This is a genomic window from Bartonella sp. CR84HXZ, assembly GCF_042194535.1.
Taxonomy (GTDB): Bacteria; Pseudomonadota; Alphaproteobacteria; order Rhizobiales; family Rhizobiaceae; genus Bartonella; species Bartonella grahamii.
On record NZ_JBHIMY010000105.1, the window covers coordinates 1 to 880 of the forward strand.

Consider the following 880-nt stretch of genomic DNA (forward strand, 5'->3'; position numbering starts at 1 on the left):
GGGGGGTGTTGCTCTTGCATTAATCTCTGCAAGCGCTCGGGATAAAAAAAATCTTCTGGACGCAAATCTATCCCATGATCACGTGCGTAGGTTAATAACTGCGCTTGATAAATTGAAGGAAACAATCCATTAGAACCACCCTTCTCTTTAGAATAAGTGATACGATAAACAGCACCTTTACATTTCTTCAAAATACGCGAAACGTTAACAGCCCCCCCTAGATATTTTATTATAGTATACGCAGGTTCTTTTTTCATAAAGATAAAATTTCATATTTTATGAATTTTATCAAGATAAAATTTCATATTTTTTTTATTGATTTTTCATTTCATATGAAAGACTTTGTATTTTATGGAATCAGATCAGTTAAAGGTATGGCTTAATGCGCAATTAGCTAAAAATGGTCATGGTAGTAAGAAAATGCTAGCCAAGCATTTAGGAGTGTTACCATCTACCTTAACTAGTATGTTGCATGATTCAGGTACAAAAAGATCAATAAAAGCAAGTGAATTAATAGAAATTATTGATTTTTTTGGCGAAATCCCCCCTTTTCTAATCAAAGAATCTGAACAGTTTATTCAACTGTATTATCAAGCAAATCCCGAAGTTCAGAAAGCTGTTTTAACGATTCTTCAGAATTCTTGTTCTTCAGACAAAAAATAATAGCAGCCATCACTTTTTTATCTCCACAATTCCAAAGTTTTTCTAACATTAGTTTATCCATAATTAACCTACACTTTATTAAAATTTCATATTTTCTGAATTTTTATATTGACAATTTTCATAAATAATGAAATATAAGTTCCATATCTTAGAAAATAACTTTTGCCAATAGGCTCTATGGAGGCATTTGTGACAAAACCAGTGTTTATAAAATCTG

General features: G+C 31.0%; 2 protein-coding genes. One reads left to right on the forward strand and one right to left on the reverse strand.

The genetic code is table 11. The annotated features are described in order from the left end of the window. Nucleotides 1-257, reverse strand: a 257-nt coding sequence (locus tag ACFIKD_RS09615) for a hypothetical protein (RefSeq protein ID WP_375627154.1), incomplete at its 3' end; no start/stop codon positions are given. Nucleotides 258-351: 94 nt separating this feature from the next. On the opposite strand from ACFIKD_RS09615, the gene ACFIKD_RS09620 reads away from it, so the two are divergent. Then, complete coding sequence (locus ACFIKD_RS09620) at nucleotides 352-663, forward strand: XRE family transcriptional regulator (protein WP_114647946.1); 312 nt, start codon at nucleotides 352-354, stop codon at nucleotides 661-663. Nucleotides 664-880: the final 217 nt, after the last annotated feature.

Excerpts from the sequence above, each read along its gene's own strand:
- ACFIKD_RS09620 (WP_114647946.1), top strand. The coding sequence starts at position 352 with ATGGAATCAGATCAGTTAAAGGTATGGCTTAATGCGCAATTAGCTAAA.